This is a genomic window from uncultured Chitinophaga sp. (assembly GCF_937898475.1).
GTDB lineage: Bacteria > Bacteroidota > Bacteroidia > Chitinophagales > Chitinophagaceae > Chitinophaga.
Genome location: NZ_CALEJS010000011.1, coordinates 128,798 through 145,776, shown reverse-complemented (window position 1 = coordinate 145,776; position 16,979 = coordinate 128,798). Strand labels below are relative to the sequence as shown.

11 protein-coding genes are annotated in these 16,979 nt (G+C 49.0%); 9 read left to right on the top strand and 2 right to left on the bottom strand.

Translation table 11 applies throughout. The annotated features are described in order from the left end of the window. The first annotated feature begins 4 nt into the window (after nucleotides 1-4). From Q0577_RS02360 to Q0577_RS02345, 4 genes are all read left to right on the top strand, one after another. Nucleotides 5-3,925, top strand: coding sequence for a contractile injection system tape measure protein (locus tag Q0577_RS02360; RefSeq protein WP_298732429.1), 3,921 nt, complete (start codon nucleotides 5-7; stop codon nucleotides 3,923-3,925). Next, nucleotides 3,910-5,262, top strand: coding sequence for an ATP-binding protein (locus Q0577_RS02355; RefSeq protein ID WP_298732427.1), 1,353 nt, complete (start codon nucleotides 3,910-3,912; stop codon nucleotides 5,260-5,262). Before Q0577_RS02360 ends, Q0577_RS02355 begins: the two co-directional genes overlap by 16 nt. 122 nt (nucleotides 5,263-5,384) lie before the next feature. Then, entirely contained in the window at nucleotides 5,385-5,837 is a 453-nt protein-coding gene (locus Q0577_RS02350; protein ID WP_298732425.1) for a hypothetical protein, read from the top strand. A 10-nt stretch (nucleotides 5,838-5,847) separates the two neighbouring features. After that, complete coding sequence (locus tag Q0577_RS02345; protein WP_298732424.1) at nucleotides 5,848-6,024, top strand: hypothetical protein; 177 nt, start codon at nucleotides 5,848-5,850, stop codon at nucleotides 6,022-6,024. Nucleotides 6,025-6,027: 3 nt separating this feature from the next. Here Q0577_RS02345 and Q0577_RS02340 read toward each other — a convergent pair whose 3' ends face one another. Continuing rightward, nucleotides 6,028-6,594, bottom strand: coding sequence for a DUF4157 domain-containing protein (locus Q0577_RS02340; RefSeq protein ID WP_298732422.1), 567 nt, complete (start codon nucleotides 6,592-6,594; stop codon nucleotides 6,028-6,030). Between the two features lie 196 nt (nucleotides 6,595-6,790). On the opposite strand from Q0577_RS02340, the gene Q0577_RS02335 reads away from it, so the two are divergent. Together Q0577_RS02335 and Q0577_RS02330 are read left to right on the top strand one after the other, a co-directional pair. Continuing rightward, entirely contained in the window at nucleotides 6,791-7,186 is a 396-nt protein-coding gene (locus Q0577_RS02335) for a hypothetical protein (protein WP_298732420.1), read from the top strand. 423 nt (nucleotides 7,187-7,609) lie between these two features. Continuing rightward, nucleotides 7,610-8,224: a hypothetical protein gene (locus Q0577_RS02330; RefSeq protein WP_298732418.1), complete on the top strand. Its 615-nt coding sequence runs from the start codon at nucleotides 7,610-7,612 to the stop codon at nucleotides 8,222-8,224. A gap of 130 nt (nucleotides 8,225-8,354) precedes the next feature. Here the strand turns inward: Q0577_RS02330 and Q0577_RS02325 are convergent, their stop codons facing one another. Continuing rightward, entirely contained in the window at nucleotides 8,355-10,799 is a 2,445-nt protein-coding gene (locus tag Q0577_RS02325; protein WP_298732416.1) for an alpha/beta hydrolase-fold protein, read from the bottom strand. A 285-nt stretch (nucleotides 10,800-11,084) separates the two neighbouring features. Between Q0577_RS02325 and Q0577_RS02320 the strand changes: the two genes are divergently transcribed. From Q0577_RS02320 to Q0577_RS02310, 3 genes are all read left to right on the top strand, one after another. Then, entirely contained in the window at nucleotides 11,085-11,675 is a 591-nt protein-coding gene (locus Q0577_RS02320; RefSeq protein WP_298732414.1) for a sigma-70 family RNA polymerase sigma factor, read from the top strand. A 121-nt stretch (nucleotides 11,676-11,796) separates the two neighbouring features. Continuing rightward, nucleotides 11,797-12,804, top strand: a complete 1,008-nt coding sequence (locus tag Q0577_RS02315; protein WP_298732412.1) for a FecR domain-containing protein — start codon at nucleotides 11,797-11,799, stop codon at nucleotides 12,802-12,804. 498 nt (nucleotides 12,805-13,302) lie between these two features. Next, nucleotides 13,303-16,971: a SusC/RagA family TonB-linked outer membrane protein gene (locus Q0577_RS02310; RefSeq protein WP_298732410.1), complete on the top strand. Its 3,669-nt coding sequence runs from the start codon at nucleotides 13,303-13,305 to the stop codon at nucleotides 16,969-16,971. Nucleotides 16,972-16,979: the final 8 nt, after the last annotated feature.

Sequence of the window (16,979 nt, the reverse complement as noted above, 5' to 3'; positions counted from 1 at the left end):
CTGCATGAGCGCCTCTCACCATATTATCCGCCGTTATACATTTGATGTCCGGTTCAGCGCAAAGGCAAAAGCAATGGCATTGCAGGACAGCATCAGCAGCCTTTTCAGGCGAAGACTGGCAGCTGATACGGACGAGCTGCTGCAGCAGCTTTTGCCCGAAGATGTGGTAGCTGTACTGGATACACTGGAGCTGGATCTGGGTAGCATATCGTACAGGGATATGGAGACACAGCTGCCGCTTAAATTACTGGAAGCGCTGGAAAAAGCGCTGACGGGTATCCTGCGTAGCGGCACACCCGGTTCGCAGCATCAGCTGAGTGGCCAGGTAAGGGTGAAGACAGGCAGTGAACGGCTGGGCGAATTGCTGGAATATTACCTGCTTAGTGGCGCTATGCCCTGGTGGGCTGCAGCAGCAGAGCGGGAGCAACCAGACCAGGTGATCTTTCGGCTGGCAGCAGACGCGCCGGCACTGCTGGCAGTACTGATACGTAAGCTGGGCCAGTTGCAATATGTACGGAAACGCATTGCCTGGCAGTTCTCTATCACTGCCATACAACAGATCGTGCATGTATTGGAGCCGGCTGAAGCTGCATTCATGCTGGAGTATAGCCGCGAAGTATTGCATATACAACAGCACCGGCAGGTGGTGCAGGCAGAAGGCAAAGCGCTGGAGAGAGCGGTGTGGTGGTTTGTGCTCACCTACCTGCTCACAGACCGCGGTTCCAATTTTAACCGCAGGGAGTTTGTCCGCAGCCATCTCACGCAGATGGCGCATCATTTTAACGTGGACTATGATGCATTGCTGCAGCTGTTCTATGATGCCCTGGTATTTTACAGACAGGATATCCAGGCCGCTACCATAGGCGGTTTTATCAGGTCGCTGTACAGGGAGCAATACCCGGCAGGCAGTACCCGGTTCGGGGATCTTACCTCACGGCAACAGGACGAACAGGCAACCGCGCCTGTCAACCTGTTACGTTACTACCTGCAATCCGGATCCTTTCCCTGGTGGGCAGCACCCGCTTCGCTGACCACCTTGTATGAGGCCCTGTTATTATCTGCCCGCCGGTCGCCGGCGCAGCTGAAGGAAATGCTGACACTCAGCCTGCAACAGGCAACCGCCTGGAAGAGGTGGACAAACCTCTTTGCACCTGCGCAGCGCAGCACCCTGGTCATGCAGCTGAATGACCAATGGTTGCTGCAGGCCAATGAACAGTATTTTACCAGGCCATCGGCAGCGATAACAGGCACGCCATCATCCGGAGAACCTGAACATATTTTGCTGAGAGATGTGATCCTCTATCGCTTGTTGTATGGCAGCGTTCCCTGGTGGGGAAAAACTTATGCACATTTTTCCATTCACAGTTTGTTACAGCAGCTGATGGAGCGGTCGGAAACAGAACTGGTAATGGTTTTCAAATATGCCGGAACACATGCTTATACGATGGAGCGATGGCTGTCCGGTATCACAGCAGAACAGTTCTTTGCAATCGCACGCGCAGCCGGTCTCACAGATGCTGCCCGGGAGGCCTATGAGCAGGTGTATACATTATTGGCATCGGTGCACCGTTACATGATATCAGGTGTAAAAGCCGCCATCCTGCAGCAGCAGGTAATGAAGGCCTTTTGGCAGGTGTGGGCAGATGCGGGATATGGGCACTTTAATGCCGCCAGCTTTGCAGAAGAAGCGCTACATCATTGGGCAGCAGTAAGCGGCACTGGCTCCGGCAGCCTGGCAGTGCTTATGAGAAGTGTGTTACCAACGATCAGCGCAGCGGATGCAGGCGCTTATCAGTGGCTGGACAATCATCTGCAACAGCTTGTGAATGGCTGGCAAACAGCAGCAGCATCGCTATATCATGCATTTGCATCCGGCCATGTTCCGGAAACTTCGCAACACCTTCATCCGCTGATACGGTTTATCCGGGATAACGGGGCGCCTGCTACGATGGAGGAAAAGGAAGGAGCTGGCGCTACCATTACCACCTGGCTGCGGCATTTCCTGGAAGAAGGAACGCTGCCCTCGCAGGCGGGTTCCTTTACTGCAAGCGAGACCATCTGGTTGAGCGCCCGTATGCTGGAATGGCTGTATATCAATTATAAGGAAAAGCTGGCGGATACCGCCGCCGTTATACAGCGGTTGCCGTTTATGCTTAACCGTGTGTATGATCTTTGGCAGGTAAGCACTGCCCTTGCACCTGTCAGGGAGCTGTTGATGTCATGGATGAAACAGGTGCTGGCTCCGCCCGAGACCGGAACCATGGTGGTAATGGACGGCTTGTGGCAGGAGCTGCCGCAGCAACCGGAGCCGCCGCTGAGAGAACAACGGCCGGGCCTCCCCGCAGCGGTATCCCGTTTGCTGCACAGGTTCAGTCAATACGACACCATCACCAGCGCAACAGAAAAGCAGGAATGGCTGGAGCAGGCTATTAATTTGCTGAGTTACTTCCTGTCTTATAAACGCCTGCCCGACCATCTGTATGGAGTGGATGGCGCCACCGTACAGACCCTGCTGAAGCAATCTGTTATACTGCTTTTCCGCGAAAAGCCTGCCGTGTTGAACGCCCTGTTCAATGAGGGGAAAGGTTTACTGTCGGCAAGGATGGAGATATACCAGGTATTCACACCGCCCGTGGGGGGGCTGCAGGAGAACAATATCAGGCAAAGCCTGGAAGCTTTTGCAATAGCAGACAGCCTGCTGATATTGCAGGAAACGGTTGCGCCTTCCCTGAAAAATGCTGTTAGCAGCTTCAGGGATGCCGTGCGTTTTTATAAGCAACAGGGCAGGCAGGAAAGACAGCAGTTTTATAAACGCATCTTTCACTACCCTGCGCTGGTGCAGTATGCAGCGCAGCAGCTGGATGATGATACCTTCCTGGACATAATGGGAGATATTGAGATAGGATGGGGGCATCCCGCTACCGCAGCCCTGCGTGAGCTGCAACAGCTTTTTGACAGGATGGTAACAGATAGCGGAGAAAGAGCGCAGCTGCGCATATTGTTCAGGCAGTTTCATATTTTGCTGTTAACGGGGCAGTTCACATTGCCGGATGCAACGACATATGCGGCGCGTTTCCTGGAGTTCTTAATGAATAATGGCGCCGCCATTGCACGCGGTTTTATTGAAGAGCTGGTGGAGGTGAATGAGAAGACCGTCATCTCTTCTTATAATCATTTGCGTAATATCCTGCCTGCTTTGCAGCAACGCGCCATTAAGTATGCGCGGACGCATCTGCATACGGACAATATCCGCAGCAGTATGTATGAGAAGGATCTGCAGCTGCTGTCACCACGGCAGGTGCCAAACTCCGCATTGCCGGCTGTAAAGCCATCCGGGGCTGCAGCACAGCAAAATGATCGCCCTTTGCAGCAGGAGCAGCCCGCCAGGGAATACGAACCCTTAAAGATGCCCGAGCCGGATACTGTTTATGTAGGTAATGCAGGACTGGTGTTGCTGTACCCTTTCCTTACCTTCGCTTTTCAGCGCCTGGGATATGTAGCTGCGGGGCAGTTCACCAGCCCGGAAGCGCAGATAAGGGCCATACATTTTTTGCAGTATACCGTGAACCTGAAAGAAGAACATGCCGAGCATGAGCTGGTGCTGAATAAAGTATTGTGTAATTTCCCTTTGGAAGAGCCGGTGCCCCTGGAGTTGACATTGAAGGAAGAAGAAAAGCAGTTGTCGCAGGAAATGCTGCAGGTGGTGCTGCAACAATGGGAACGGATGAAGCATACTTCCGTTGAAGGCTTCCGGGAAGCCTTCCTGGTGAGAGACGGCGCATTATGGCAGACAGAAGAAGCCTGGTTCCTGCGGGTAGAGCAGCGGGGATACGACATGATATTACAGACCCTGCCCTGGAGCTTTGGTATGCTCAAAACTTCCTGGATGGACAAAATGTTATATACAGAATGGGTATTTCAATGATACAGGATAATGTAGCGGTGTTAAACCGGGAGCTAAGCTGGTTTCAGCAGCTGGCAGACCTGCGGATGAAAAGATACTTTGCAGCAGACGATACAGGCAGCGAACAGGAAGAGCCACCGCCGCCCGATCTCAGCGGAGAGCCGGCCGTATATGCACAGATCGTGCTGCATTACAAAATGAACACAATGGAAAGGCTGGTGTTGCTGCTGGCATTGATCCCGCATATCCGTCCGCAGTTACTGGACGTGTTCTTCATCAGGAACGCCACTTACGACCGTGGGTTTACGGAGTTTGGCGGGATTAAAGGCCTGCATCACGGCGGCTTTCTGCCTACCGGCGAAACGGCGGCATTCCTGCTGGCGGCCAACAGCCTGCAGCAACGTTTTCAGCTGATAGAGCTTTTCGGACCGGATCATTTCTTTGCCAAACACGCTATACTGAAGCTGATCCCCGCCAATGCAGAAGAACCGTTCTTAAGCGGCACGCTGAGCCTGTACCCGGAATACCTCAGCTATTTCACACTGGGTACCGCCCATAAACCGGATTACAGTATACACTTCCCGGCAAAACGTATCCATACGGGCCTCGAATGGAGCGACCTGGTACTGGAAGATCATACCATGGAGGAAGTGGACGAGATCCGCGCATGGATTGAGCATGGTGATACCCTGATGAACGAATGGGGTATGAGCCGTAAGATCAAGCCGGGCTACCGCAGCCTGTTCTATGGCCCGCCGGGCACCGGTAAATCGCTGACTGCCTGTTTGCTGGGAAAGAGCTTTAACATGGATGTGTATCGCATAGATCTTTCCATGATCGTGTCCAAATACATTGGTGAAACAGAAAAGAACCTGGCCCAGGTATTTGACAGGGCGGCGCACCAGCACTGGATACTGTTCTTTGATGAGGCAGATGCGCTGTTTGGCAAACGCACACAAACATCGTCTTCCAACGACCGTTATGCCAACCAGGAAGTAGCTTATCTATTGCAGCGGATAGAAGACTTCCCGGGAATGGTGATCCTCGCTACCAATCTAAAGGCAAATATTGACGAAGCTTTCAGCCGGCGTTTTCAATCGATGATCTATTTCTCCATGCCGGGGCCTGAGCACCGTTTACGTTTATGGCAGCAGGCTTTTCCGGCGCACCTGCAACTGGAGGATAAGCTGGACCTGGAAGATATCGCCAGGAAGTATGAGATGGCAGGAGGCGCTATTATCAATATCAGCCGTTATAGCTGTTTAATGGCGTTGAAACGGGGCAGCCAGACTATCCTGTATAAAGATGTGATGGCGGGTATCAGGAAAGAGTTTGGAAAGGAAGGAAAGACAGTGTAAGGGGAGTGTTATTTTGATATAAATATTCCTGACGGTGTTAACGCGTAATTAACTTATTTTCCGTTTAAGGGCTTTATTATTGCGCTTTATTTGATGAGTGTTATTAGTAAAGCAATAATCAGATGAACCAACCATCCTATTTGTTCACCCGCGTTAGTTCTGAACGATATGTTTTTGTAAGCTCAGGGAAGCAGGAAATTGAGAAAGCTGTAGAGTTTACGGCAATGGAAATACCACGGTACTATAATATTGGATTCGGTGATCAATTGCCAAATGGAACCCTGGACGATACTGTCGGTTCTAATAATGGCGATATCATAAAAGTGCTGGCTACGGTAGTTAAGATAATAGTATCCTTTTTAAGTGAGCTTCCCGATGCCACAATATTTTTTGTTGGTAGCAGCAGCGACCGTACCAGGCTTTACAGGCGCATTTTACGGAACTACTATTATGTATTTAGCAACGAATATTTAATCACCGCATTAGTGCTATCCGATGGTAACCTGGAAGAAGTCTCTTTCGATCCCTCATCAGCTATTGATTATCATGCATTTTTTGTCAGGAAAAATACTTAAATTTATGATTATGTCTATTATCAAAAGAAGCAATAAGAAAACTCAGAAGCGTACAATAATCCTGGAGCTTCCGGATGGTGAATCGGTAGTTGTTACCAGGAGCACCGTTGATGGTACATTGTTTCCTGAAAAGCTTGCAAAGGCAAATGCGATGTTGAAAAACGCTAAGTTGATGGATCGGAAGTAAGCGTTATCCCTCTGCCGCTTTTTGCCCCATCCTATCCGCTTCCTGTTCCAGCCCCGGATCATCATTCACCGGAATGCTTTCTTTCATTTGCATGGTAGGCTGCACCCTTCCCTGGCGTTGCTGCACTACATGCCAGGCCTCATGGGGCAGATGTTTTTCCTGGCCGGGCCCTACATGTATATCATTCCCCTGCGCGTAGGCGAGCGCGCTCAGCTGGGCCGGCTGACTTGAATTATAGTGTACTTTAACGTCTGACATATCCATCCCGGATAGCTGCTCTATTCCTGATTTCAGTTTATCCGGCATACCGGTTTTATTCTCCTTCAGCTGGGCCGGAAATTTTCCCTGCAGCAGTTGCTCCTCTTCCTTGGCTGCTTTCTGCAGCACAAACTTTCCCTGTACGGCTTTTTCCTCTTCCTCGGGCAATTGCAGCTGTGTAACGAATTTTCCCTGCAGCATCTCATCTTCTTTCGGTGCTTTCATTTGCAGGGCGGAGGTGGAAACGGCTTGATCCGCAGCAGCGCGGGAACCGGCAGAAAAGGTATCTTTTGAGGATTGTTGTGTAAACATGGGCATCAGGGTTTACCAGGTATGACATAAATGTAGGGAAAAAATTGTATAACCGGAAATATAGCTGGCAGCTATTAACGGTGAACCATTTACCGTTCCTGTAAGCAACAGTAACCTATCGTATTGTGGCATTGTCTTTGTTATATGAGTGCTATATTTAATATTCCGCGCACGAATATATCAAAACCTTCACAGCATGAAAACGTTTTTATTTTTACCGGTTCTTTTAATGGCCGTGCTATTTACGGGCTGCACCAAGAAATATGAGTATGTTACACCTAATCAGACGATCTTTTTCGATGTGGCAGCTACCGACTGGGAGCTGATCCCGAACCAGAGCTGGGTGGTTACCCTTCCCATCCCCGAGATCGATGGCCGGGTAAACCAGGATTTTGGCATAGTCGTGTCCATCTCCGGCGATAACGGTGGCACCTATGAGGCTTTACCGGAAGTTTATGCGGGTTTCTCCTACTCATATACCCACACCCAGGGAAGTCTTTCCATTGAAAGACAACTGCCAAACGGTACCCCGGGCGGTGCGCCGGAGGGGGCTGTCAGGGTAAAGATCGTATTGGTTGAGTCTCAACAGTAACCCGGACTGGTATAGATCCGGTAGTGAACTTAAGGTATTTCCGTAGACATTATATTGTAGTTATGTAGATGATGTGTATCTTTTAAGATACATATCATCTACATAACATGTACATAACATCTACATAACATCCTGCGGTAATTAACGAATATTGCATACCTCCACACTGCTTACCGGCTACCCCATCATTATGTAGTTGGCCAGAATATAAATATCCGTACCTTCATCTTCCGTTTCCATTATACAGTGTAGAGCCGTCATTAATATATGTCAAAATAACTTTAGATACGATACCAAGACCGGAATGACTGGTACAACAAGATCATTTTAGAAAACCCCCGTTAAACCTGTTTTAAACGTATGCTTAGGAAAATTCCACTTAGTCGCAGCAGTGTGCGCAACTATGCCATATTGTTACTTTCAATGTATTGCCCTTTAGTTACGGTTGCCCAGGGACCCGAAGCCGCTTCAAAGTTCTATGCACAATGGACCGCTAATGCAAGGCTTACCATTCAGTATGAACAGGTAAGTATATGCCAGGGTGATAGCGCTACCCTTACTGCCACCACCAGCACACCTTTTCCCGAAACGTTGTGGTATGATGCACCTGCAGGAGGGAACCTGCTGCATGTTGGCAGCCGGTACACCGTGAGTCCGGGAGTAAGTACTGTTTATTATGTTGTTTCCGAATTATTTGCTGACGACAGGATCCGCGATTCCATCACGGTAACGGTTAGTCCCTGTCAGCGCCAGCAGGCGATAGGAGATGCATCTGGCTTTGTAACCGTACCGCCAAAAGCGGTAAAACTGCATTTATCATCCAATACCTCTTCGGGAGAGTTATTGCTGGTAGGTAATGAACAATGGGCCGGCAGCCGGTTATCCATTCATGATATCAAAGGTAGGGAAATGCAGCATGAATTACTGGAAGACCGGCGCTTCCGCCTGTCCGGTCAGTATACAGACGGCGTGTACATTGTCAATGTAACTACGCCGCAAGGAAAGGTGATGATAGGGAAAGTAAGGCTATATCAGTAGCCAACTGGCATATGAAGCCACGAAACCACGAAGCAATCTCTTAACACCATCTTCTATTTCACCTTCATGAAGATAACGTTAAGAGATTGCTGACATCAGGGCAACCGTCGTATTAATTATTAATCCTTAATTACTCCAACCTCCACTTATTATCATAAAATCCAGCGGCCTTCACCGCATTGATATCCCCTTTCAGAAGTTCGGCGCTGAAGATCATATAATCGGGAAAGCCGCTGCCCCCTGCAAAATACTGGTTGGCTTCTGCTGCGCGGAGGCCGTTTAAGCCGGTGCCGCTGATCACTGCCACGGAAGCGGTTTTGCTGTCTTCCCTTGGCCAGACAAAATACGCGGCCAGGTCATCGCCGGTAAATTGCTTGTTGCCGGCCTGCAGTTTCCCCCTGTTAACCTGTATGGGGCAATGCTGCAGTAAGCTGTTCCATGCCTTGTTACTGGCTGCATGTCCGTATAAAATTACCCCTCTGTCTGCATAGGCGGCTGCGCTGAAATCCTTGTCTGCTATAAGATCCACCGCGCCATTACCCCTGTAGTACCATGTTTCCGCATCATAACGGGCTTTGTTATAGGCCCATTCATTTTCTTCCTTTGTTCCTGTTGTGCCATACACAAATACCATCCTGTTGTTGAAAGCTTCTTTAAGTGTGCCATTTCGTTGTACGCCTTTTTCGCCGGCAGGAGGTAATGTGCCTGTAGTCCACTGCGATGCCTTGTGCAGGTACAATGTATCGGTGTTTTGTTTGGTATAGGCAATAGGCGCTTCGCCATCCAGCTGTATGCGGACGGTGGTGCCAGGTGCGATGTCAGACAATATAAGTATCAGCGTTTGTACGTTGGCGGTAGTACCGCTGATGGTTTGCCTGTCGGCGCTCCTGCTTAGCTGTATGCGGCTAAACTCCAGGGACTGCTGTTGCTGTAATATATGCGCCCAGCGCATGCCTGAAGAGATAGCCGGATTGGCGGTGGTAAAGTCGATATTATTATAGCTGCTGTCTGGTGTGATAGTATGCCATTTGAAATAGGCAAACAGCGGATCCCAGTCCACACACTGGTTACCATACCAGTGTTCGCCACCCGGGTATTCATAGTAACTGAAGTCGGGATGAAAGCCAGACAATACCTGTTTCATCTGGCGGGCATAGTTTACAGATACCACTTTATCGCTATCCCCATGCAATATGTATACACCGGCTGCTTTATAGTTGGTGGCCAGCTGCAGCACATTGCTTGGGTTGCTGGCCCTGAGCAGCACTTTCTCTGTATTGTTGCGAGGTGAATCCGGTATGAGACCGTCTGCTGATCCGTAACCCATCAAAGTAGGATAGCCGGAGCAGGGAGCGATGGCCGCCCATTTGCCCGGGTAGGTGGCGCCCAGGTACCAGCTGCCATGCCCACCCATGGAATGGCCGGTAAGATAAATACGGCTGGGATCTGGCGAAAAGGTTTGCCGGGCGATAGTCAGTACTTCCAGTGCATCCAGCCTTCCCCAGTCTTCCCAGTTAAAACCTCTTGGGCGGCGGTTGGTAGGCGCCACCAGTACGCCCCAGTCTTTCTGCACATAGGCGCGGGCCTGGTTAATAGCCTGTACTTCAGCGCCGTGAACAGAAAGGAAAAGGGCAGGGGCTTTGGCAGTATCAGCCGCCGCGGGTACCTGTGGGGATACACTGTAATACTGAACACTGCCGTCAATATTACTTACAAAGGTGCTGCTGTAATGTTCACCGGCATCTGCTACCTGCAGGGCCAGTGTTTTTTCATCAACAGATTGTTTGTTATTGATCAGCGTCAGTGTGCAGGTGGCATCGCCTTTCTGACGAACGTTGCCGGCGTTTATCCGGAAACCAACCTTGCGGGTGGTCATCGGTGCAATGTCAGCTATTGCTGTAGTGATCCCTTTACCCGCTACACTGGCTCTCAGTTGCAGTCCTTTCAGTGGTTTGGCGGTAGTATTGACGATTACCACCGCGCCCCACAAGCCGTCATTTTCCTGACCGTTGACTATAAAAGGCATGGTGGAATCTGCTTTACTGATATACACGGGTTGCTGCGGAAATAGCAGTTGTGCCTGTATGCCTTGCCTGCCCCAGCTTCTGGCCGTACGTACATAAAATTCATTCAGGCCTTTTTTAAGCTGTATGGGCGAGTACATCCAGCCATAACGGTAGATATCGCCTGCATGCGGTACGCCATTTACATACACCATCTGGTGGCCGCTGATATTTAACACTGCTGTTTGTGCAGTAGCTGATTCATACGTTAGATAAAGATAGCCGTTATTGATAGCCCGTCCTTTGAACATGCCTGCGCTATCTGCCAGGATAGCCTGCCAGCTGCCGGCGGCATCTTTATCATTAACAGGAGCAGTGCCGCCTTCCACGGGTGCTGGCAGCTTACCCGCATTCAGCATCCAGGCCAGCTGGTCGGTAAAAAGGGCTTGTCTGCCATATTGATGGCATGGGCCGCTGATCAGTCCTTTGGTAAAAACATACTTTTCCTGGGCATGCAATATCGTTTGCCCCAGCAGTAAGATCCATAGTAACAGGGTTCGTCTGAGCATCATAAATCTGGATTATCGTTTTGCCGGTCAAAATAAAGAATAGGAAAATTAATCTGAAAAGAATAGGGGAAAGCGGTCATTTACAGGTTTGAGCGTATAGTTGCCTATACCAACTTTAGTGTTATAAGGCAAAGAGAAGAGTGTACTTATCAACGTAAAGCACATTTGCAAATATTTTAATTTAAATTTTTGTTATAAAGTCATAAGAAATGTCAGTATTTTATAGTTCAAAAAAAGGGAACTTTTGCTTTGGGGGAAGCGGGACTGCTTTTACAACCAAATGCCAACATGAACACACTAGATGCTGTATTAGTAGAAAGGTTACATAAAAATGATGTAGCCGCCTTTGATACCCTATACTGGAAGTATCACGAAGTGGTTTACCGCAATATCCTCAAATTTGTGAAGGAAACAACGGTAGCCGAAGATATCTTACAGGAGGTATTTATAAAGCTTTGGGAAAAAAGACAGGAGATCAGCGCCTCTCAATCCGTGGCTGGCTGGTTGTTTGTGATCAGTTTTAATCTATCTGTGAACTATACCCGGAAGAAACTGCGCGAACAAAACCTGCATAAAAAGCTACTGGCGCAGGAACTGGGAGACGAGTTATCCCTGGATTATAAAACCATGCAGGAAGGACAGTACCATCTGCTGGAAAAAGCCATTGCCGAATTATCCCCGCAAAGGCGTAAAATTGTTACCCGCTGCAAGCTGGAAGGTAAAACCTATGACGAAGTGGCCAGCGAGCTTAATATTTCCCGTAACACCGTGAAAGAACACCTCTCTGCCGCCATGGTAAAGCTTAATGACTATATCCAGAAAAACACGGAGCACAAGTTCATAGTGCTTTTACTACTGTTCCTCCACAACGACTTATAACGCGGAAAATGCATAACTTGCCAGCAGATGTATATTATTGTTAAATATATGTGATTATTTTGGGGAATACACCCACCCTTTTTTATCACCTCATTGTATTTAATTTAAACAACCGAACAGCGTGCACAATAGGAAGGAATATCTCAGGCATTTATTACATACCGAGGAGTGGACGATTGCTGAAAGGGAATGGATGCTGCAATATCTGGATGGGAATGATCTTTCGGAGCTGGAGCAAATAGCAGCGGAGGAATTTGATGCAGACCTATTATCTGTCAAGCACACCCTGGACAGGAAACTGTCAGAGAAGCTCTTAAAGAGAATTCATAAAGATATACCTGTTCCCACCGTTGCCGGTGGAAGGAAGATAAAGGTATATCGTTTACGGATAGCGGCAGCGGCAGCTATATTGCTGGCCCTGGGCATAGGATACTACCGTATAAGCAGGCAAACGCCCGCGCAGCTGGTGGTAAGCACCACCAGGGAGCGTAAAGCAATTACGCTGCCCGACGGATCACTGGTATCCCTGGAGCCTGGCTCTACCCTGCAGTATCCGCAGCACTTTAACCAGGGAAAGAGGGAAGTGAACCTGGAAGGTGAAGCTTTTTTTGAAGTGGCCCATAATGAAAAACACCCTTTTGTGATTCATTCGTCACTGATCAATACCACCGTACTGGCTACGTCCTTTAATATAGAGGCCCGTAATGCAAAAGAAGCGAGAGTAGTGGTAGTAACGGGCCGGGTACAGGTGCTCGCAAAAGGCGAGCCTGACAGTAATGCACAGGCGATGATCGTCACAGCCAATAAAAGCGCTGTATATAATAAGGCCACAGATCACCTGGAGATGAAGGATGCTGTTGACGATGCCCGCTTCTATGCGCAGAAACACAGCGGCAGGTTCATGTACAAAGGCGTACCGCTTGAAAAGGTTGTGAATGACCTGGAGCGGTATTATAACACAAGGATTGAAACAGACAGGAAGATCAGATCCTGCGCCTTTAACGGAGATTTTGATGTGGATGAAGACCTGGACAAAGCGCTTACGCTCATTGCAATATCTTTAAATGCGAATATTCATAAGGACAGCAGTACCAACAGCTATCGCATTACCGGAGGCAGCTGTCAGTAGTAAGTAATCTAAACTAAAACCTAGTTGAAAACCAAAATTCAATCGCTATTATGAACAGTCCCTATTTGACCCGGCCAAAGTAACCTTTCAGGTACAAGGAGGGTAAGGTTAATCCAGCAAACATTGTATTTGCAGAGAATCTATTGGTGTTTCTGGTGTCGTTAAACGACCGGAACGGGCTCCTATGCCCCTGTACTAAGTAGCATTGTGCATAATAAAGTAATACAACCTATTAAGAGTCAACCAAACTGAATCACTATGATGGAAAGTTATCAATTACCGCCAACCGGTTAGTCAATCATTTTACAGGATTATCCAATGTAAAAATCACTGCGCTGTATAACAGCTGCTGAACTATTGCCTGTTCCTGCAAAAGAACAGGACCGGCACTCTATTTCCTTAACTGTACAAGGCACCCGCAAAAACACAGGCGGATGCTAACGGCGCCCTATTGCCCTATACCTTGTACTTAACGCTCATTAAATCAACAAGTGCAACATGCGCATTAAAAAGAGGCTCCTTTTAAAACTATCAACACTGGTGCTGATGCTCTTACTGAGCACAATGAAAAGCCCGAAGGCTGCAGGTATGAGCACGCAGAACGCGCTCGACAAAAAGATCACTGTCGAATTAAAGGACGTGCTGTTAAAAGATGCACTGGAGAGGATAGGAGACCTGGCAGATATATCTTTTGTGTATGTAAATAACGAAGCACTGGATATTAACAAAGTGACGCTGCACGCGCATGACGAAAAGGTAGGCGCATTGCTTGACAAACTGCTCACACCTTATTCTCTTTCTTACTCGCTGGTGTATGACCGCATTGTGATCCGTAAGATAGAAAAGAAAGCGGCCCGCGCTGCAGAGGCGCTGAACATTGAACCAGTTATCGTGCCACAGCAAAAGGGTATTATAGATGTAAAGGGCGTCGTTACTTCTGAAAAGAAAGAACCTTTACCCGGCATTACGGTGGGCGTAAAAGGTGTTGCACGCGGCGCTATCACCAACGAGAACGGAGCGTTTGAGCTGAAGCGCATCAGCAGCGATGCCATACTGGTGTTCAGCGGTACGGGCTACCGGGTGGAGGAAGTTCATCTCAGCACGTTCAAAGGCGGCCTGCTGGCCGTACAGCTGAAAGAGAAGCCAACCAGTTTACAGGAAGTAGTGGTAACGGGTTTCCAGAACATAGATAAGAACAAATTCTCCGGCGCCGCTACCCGCCTTAAAATGGAAGACGCCAAAATAGAGGGTGTAGCAGATGTAAGCCGTATGCTGGAAGGACGGGTAGCCGGTGTAGCAATACAAAACGTTTCGGGCACCTTTGGTACGGCCCCCAAAGTACGTATCCGCGGCGCCACTTCCATTAACGGTGATAACAAACCGCTATGGGTGGTAGATGGCGTGGTGCTTGAAGATGTAGTGAATATTTCCAACGACCAGTTGTCCAGCGGTGATCCTACCACCTTGCTGGGTTCTGCCGTTGCGGGACTTAACTCCAACGATATTGAGAGCTTTGACATCCTGAAGGACGCCGCCGCTACTGCACTGTACGGCGCCCGTGCAATGAACGGCGTAGTGGTGATCACTACCAAGAAAGGACGTGTGGGCAAGGCCGTTGTAACTTACACCGGTAACTTCAGCACCCAGCTGAAACCCTCCTACAGCAATTATAACATTATGAACTCCGCGCAGCAGATGTCTGTGCTGGGTGAGCTGGAACGCAAAGGTATACTGACCTCTGACATTCTTTCCCGTGGTGACATTGGGGTGTATGGTAAAATGTACGAGCGCCTGAACGGGGATGACAACGGAAATTTTCCTTTGGAGAACACGCCTGCCGCCAGGAAAGCCTTCCTGATACGTTATGCCAAAGCGAATACAGACTGGTTTGATATTCTTTTCCGCAACAACTTTATCCAGGAGCATTCCTTAAGCATATCCACCGGGACAGACAGGTCGCAATCCTATTTTTCCACCAGCTACTATGGCGATAATGGGTGGACTATAGGAGATAAGGTGAACCGGTATACGGTGAACTATCGTAATAATTATAAATTTTCCGACCGGCTTTCTACCGGTTTTTCTACATTGGGATCTGTGAGGCAGCAAAGGGCGCCGGGTGCTTTAACCCGTACCAGCAACCCGGTAGAAGGTAAGTATGACCGTGACTTCGATATTAATCCCTTCAGCTATTCCCTCAACACCAGCCGCACTTTAACGGCTTTTGACGAGAATGGCAACCTCGAATATTTCAGGAGGAATTTTGCTCCCTTCAACATCATCAACGAGCTGCAGAACAATTACCTGAACCTGAATATGATCGATCTGCGCCTGCAGGGAGATCTTTCCTTTAAGCTGAACGATCATATCCGCTATGAATTTGTGGGCGCCCTGCGTTATGTGAAATCATCCCGCGAACACCAGATCACCGAGAATGCCAACATGGCCAATGCATACCGTGCAAACGGCAATGCTACCATTGCAGAGAACAATAAATTTCTTTACAGGGATCCGAACAATCCTGACGGGCAGCCTATTGTAGTACTGCCCTACGGCGGATTTTACAACCGTTCAGAAGATCAGCTGGTGAACTATGACTTCCGCAACAGCCTTACCTATAACAACACTTTTGGCGAGAAGCATAACCTGAACGTACTGGTAGGTCAACAGGTGAAATACGCCGACCGCCAGGCAGCTTCCAGTACAGGGTATGGATACCAGTATGAGAATGGTGGCGTACCCTTTATTGACTACCGTATCCTTAAACAAACCATCGAAGGAAACTTCCCTTACTACGGCATGAGCAAGGATTTTGATCGCTTTGCCGCTTTTTACGCAACCTCCACCTATGCTTACGATAGTAAGTATAATCTAACCGGTACGGCCCGTTATGATGGGTCAAACAGGTTAGGGCAGTCCCGCAAGGCCCGGTGGTTGCCAACATGGAGCGTGGCAGGTTCCTGGAATGTGGACAGAGAGCCTTTTATGCAACGGGTAAACGTGGTTGACTACCTGACGCTGAGGGCCAGTTATGGACTAACGGCCAGTATGGGACCTGCCACCAACTCCAACATCGTGTACCAGACCATCAACACCAACCGCCCTCACCTCAACGAGGTGGAATCTGTTATTAAGCTGGCACACCTGCAGAATGATGATCTCACCTGGGAGAAATTGTACACCACCAACCTGGGGGTGGATGCGAGCTTCTACGACAGAAGGCTGACCCTCAGTATGGACCTCTACACCCGTAAGAGCTTTGACCTGATCAGTGTTATTAAAACTTCCGGTATAGGCGGAGAAATCTATAAAGCTGCCAACTATGCCGATATGCAATCCAAAGGAATGGAGGTGATGATCGGCGGCCAGGTTATACGCCGTAAAGACTGGGGCTGGAGAACCAACCTTACTTTCGGTTACAACACCAACAAGATCACCAATGCCAAGAACATCCCCACCATCTTTGACCTGGTGGTGGCAGAAGGCGGAAACAAAGAAGGATATCCCGTAAGGGGGCTCTTCTCTATCCGGTACAAAGGCCTGGATGGCCGTACCGGTCTGCCGCTGTTTGTTAACCAGAACGGGGATAGTAAATCAGATGTATACCTGCAGGATAACCAGACCGCCCACCTGGTATACGAAGGGCCGGTAGACCCGCCTGTTACAGGCGGCTTCTCCAACACCTTTAACTACAAGGCGTTTTCACTGAATGTGTTCTTCACTTACCAGTGGGGAAACAAGATCCGCCTGTACCCGGCTTTCAAAACAGATTACTCTGACCTGGACGCTATGCCGAAAGAGTTCTATGACCGCTGGATGATGCCGGGCGAGGAGAAGCTGACAAACGTGCCTTCCATTGTAGATGCTTTTGAGCAGATCCTGTTTGGCGGCGCATATCCTTACAACAATTATAACTATTCGACCGAAAGGGTGGCAAAGGGGGACTTCATCCGTTTGAAGACCGTATCGCTCACTTACCAGATGCCGCCGGCGCTCATCAAGCGCGCAGGCCTGAGCACGATGTCGGTTACGGCGGCAGCCATCAACCCCTGGCTGATTTATGCAGACAAGAAATTAAAGGGACAGGATCCGGAGTTCTTCAATTCGGGCGGGGTTGCACAGCCTATCCAGAAACAATTCACGCTCTCATTAAAAGTAGGTATTTAAAAAGGACA

Excerpts from the sequence above, each read along its gene's own strand:
- Q0577_RS02360 (WP_298732429.1), top strand. The coding sequence starts at position 5 with ATGAGCGCCTCTCACCATATTATCCGCCGTTATACATTTGATGTCCGG.
- Q0577_RS02355 (WP_298732427.1), top strand. The coding sequence starts at position 3,910 with ATGGGTATTTCAATGATACAGGATAATGTAGCGGTGTTAAACCGGGAG.
- Q0577_RS02350 (WP_298732425.1), top strand. The coding sequence starts at position 5,385 with ATGAACCAACCATCCTATTTGTTCACCCGCGTTAGTTCTGAACGATAT.
- Q0577_RS02345 (WP_298732424.1), top strand. The coding sequence starts at position 5,848 with ATGTCTATTATCAAAAGAAGCAATAAGAAAACTCAGAAGCGTACAATA.
- Q0577_RS02340 (WP_298732422.1), bottom strand. The coding sequence starts at position 6,594 with ATGTTTACACAACAATCCTCAAAAGATACCTTTTCTGCCGGTTCCCGC.
- Q0577_RS02335 (WP_298732420.1), top strand. The coding sequence starts at position 6,791 with ATGAAAACGTTTTTATTTTTACCGGTTCTTTTAATGGCCGTGCTATTT.
- Q0577_RS02330 (WP_298732418.1), top strand. The coding sequence starts at position 7,610 with ATGTATTGCCCTTTAGTTACGGTTGCCCAGGGACCCGAAGCCGCTTCA.
- Q0577_RS02325 (WP_298732416.1), bottom strand. The coding sequence starts at position 10,799 with ATGATGCTCAGACGAACCCTGTTACTATGGATCTTACTGCTGGGGCAA.
- Q0577_RS02320 (WP_298732414.1), top strand. The coding sequence starts at position 11,085 with ATGAACACACTAGATGCTGTATTAGTAGAAAGGTTACATAAAAATGAT.
- Q0577_RS02310 (WP_298732410.1), top strand. The coding sequence starts at position 13,303 with ATGCGCATTAAAAAGAGGCTCCTTTTAAAACTATCAACACTGGTGCTG.